The organism is Chryseobacterium sp. C2(2020) (genome assembly GCF_014218915.1).
In the GTDB taxonomy this organism is placed as follows: Bacteria; Bacteroidota; Bacteroidia; order Flavobacteriales; family Weeksellaceae; genus Chryseobacterium; species Chryseobacterium mucoviscidosis.
Genome location: NZ_JACLCT010000082.1, coordinates 1 through 3,014 on the forward strand (window position 1 = coordinate 1; position 3,014 = coordinate 3,014).

Genomic DNA, 3,014 nt, shown 5'->3' on the forward strand with positions numbered 1-3,014 from the left:
AAGAGTTTAACAATCAAAACAAAATTTATCAAAATGTAGCTTAACTTATACTGGAATTTTTATTTGCATATCCAGTTGGATTTTCTTTTTAATATGTATTCTTGTGAATTATTTTTCCAATCTCTAAAAAAGTATTTCGGTTTTGAAGTTAGAATATTAGTTAAGAAATTTCGATGCTCTAAGATTAATGCTAATCTTTCTTGCACTTCATCATTTTTGTATAAATTATCAAAGAATGTTTTATAGTCTTTAAAAACATAATTATTTCCAATTACTTGAATTACTAGCTCTTCTAATAATTTATGAATACTTTTTTTATCTAAACTATCCCTCTTTTTTATAGATACTTTGATGGTATCTTTAACTTCAGAATTAATTTTAAAATCTGTATCAATTTCATCGTAATAAATATTTATATATATCTTTTCTGCTAAAGGAAATATTCCATCAAAACTAGTTGCCAAAAAAGATTCCAAATAAGCTAATATAGTTTCACTTAATATTAGAAGTGAATAGTCATCAGATGCAATTATATTTATTTTTGCGCCTAAAATTTTGGCAGATAATACAACTTCTTCTTTATCTAAAAAATTGGTTTCATATGCAATTTGTTCTTTAAAAGGTTGATTAGCTACTTTATTATAAAACTCCAAAAGCCTATCTTTAGTCAGGGATGTTTGTGATGAATCAAGTTCAATCAAATCCTCATTTCCTAATAAATATAAAGTAGTGTCACTACTTAACCATAATTCACTTTCATTTAATATGTCTGGCAAAAATTGTAATGAATTAAATTGTTCGAAAGAAATATTTGAAAGTCGTGTAGAAAGACAACCATCAATTAAGTTTTCAGTTGGCATTTCTTCAATTTCATCATCATTTTCATTTTGAAAATATTTTTTTAATACGCTAAATAATTCATACCAACATAATATTACAGGCAACCTTCCAATAATAATTTCATTTCTTAAAAGCTGTTCAACACCTCTTAGAAATCGTAGATGGATAGTTCCTGTTGTATACCAATTATTAGCATATAAATTAATAGCTGAAATTAAAGAATTATTAGCAGCCCAATATAGACCCAAATTTGAATATGCATTGCTTAAAAATAACAAACATAAATAAAATTCGTTTTGTGTTTCTTCCTTTGCAAGTTTTCTGACAGCTTTACCAAAAAAGATTAAACTGTCTTTATTAAGATTATTTTCAAGTTTTACTATTCCTCTATTCAAGTATCTTTTACCTGCAACTTTTTCTGAAACTCTTGAAGCTTCTATTTCTGCAATTACATCTGTTAAATCGTCAAATTCTTTATTTGCTGGAAGAACTTCGCTATATATATCAATGATTGTTTTCAATTGATCAAATGGTACATCGAGGTGATTTCTACTTTTTTCAAAATACTCTTTTAATTTTATTAAATCATTAGAAACATCATTTTGTTGAACAATATTATTTGAAATATTTATGAAACATATGTAGAATTTAGAAAGTAATGCAGATGATGGTTTATTTTCATTCACACTACATTCTTCTAACATTTCTAAAAACATTTTTTCAATAGAAAAAAAATCAATTTCAATAATCTCTTTTACCTCTTCTAAATTGGAGATTGTTTTAAGAATATTATATAAATTCAAATAAAGTTCAATATTATCAATATTAGGTTCTTTATGAACAAGTAATCTGAATTGAGAAAATTCTTTAAAAAAATCCAAATAATCATCATACCAATTAATAAGTGTCCAAGCCTTTTGATAATGTATTCTAATTATTTGTTGCGGATTATTCAGTTTATTGGCAAATTTCATTGCTCTTTCAAATTTACCCAACACTTCAGCTTTGGGTAACTCTAACATTCTCGACAAAGTTGCACTCTCTAAGCAGTCTTCAACTAACTGGAAATCTACTTCAAAGTATCTATCAGTCTTATTGATATTTTTCTCTAAGTCAGATAGCTTTTCAATTCTTTCTGCATCATTGGCTCCAATTACCTTTTCTTCTAAATAAACCGTAGATAAATTCAAACATTCTATAACATCATTTAGCAAATAATTAGAATAAACTTTTTCAATTATCCATTCTGCATCAAGTATAGTTAAGTCAATATTATAATCTTTTTTTACTTGATCTTGTGTTTCTTTTTTATTTTTGCTAGATATTTTTTGGTTCGAAAAGAAATATATTTTGGTATATCCTCTATTTGTACCTATAATACTTTTTACGTCAGACTTAACTTTGGGCTTCCAATCTGCCTTAGCACTCATTGCAAATGCCCAATTCTCATTTTCATTCCACTTATTGTTACTAATAAACCATCTATCCGAAATAAAATTTGACACAGGATAGGTTTCAGCATCTGTTTTTCCATCACCTCCACCTGTAGGTCCAACTTGAGGAATCAAATTGGGAGTTATCAACTTTTCCGCTAATCTCCTACAAAGAGTTTCAAAACTATCTTGTTTTTGATTTATAGAAATTTGGCTTATTTCATAGGCTAATTGTTCTCTTGGTAAGATTACTTTAGATTGAATTTTAGAGTCTGAAAAATACTCTGGTCTTCTTTTTCGATAATATTGTGAAGGGGTTGGGAATTTATCCATTTTTATGTGATTGCAAAAATTGTAATTATTAGAAAAAAATTCGGTTATTGCAAATTACAAATTATTACCGATGGAAAAAACTTTTAATTATGTACAAAACACATACAGTAACACCTACGATTTAAAACAATAAAAATTGAAGTAGAAAAATATTTTTATATATTCTATTTAGGTTCATCCTTTGACAGTTTCACTTTTTTAGAATATGGGTGTGGGGTGTGAGAGCTTCAACGCACAAATATCAAACAACTGTCAATCTTATTTTAAAAATTAAATTTATAAACATCTTAAAAAAAGGGAAGTTGGGGGTAGGTAAAACCAATAAAAACTTTAAAGGTAGTGTCCTACTAACTGTGTAAGTAGAAAAGTTATTCTGAAAAATTTTGAGCCCTCAAAGCTCAAAAAATT

At 26.8% G+C, this 3,014-nt stretch carries 1 protein-coding gene; it reads right to left on the minus strand.

Annotation, left to right across the window (positions count from 1 at the left end):
• Positions 1-59: 59 nt before the first annotated feature.
• The gene (locus H6W52_RS20940) at positions 60-2,606 is read right to left on the minus strand and encodes a hypothetical protein (protein WP_185216964.1); all 2,547 of its coding nucleotides are present in this window, start codon (positions 2,604-2,606) and stop codon (positions 60-62) included.
• Between the last annotated feature and the right edge of the window lie 408 nt (positions 2,607-3,014).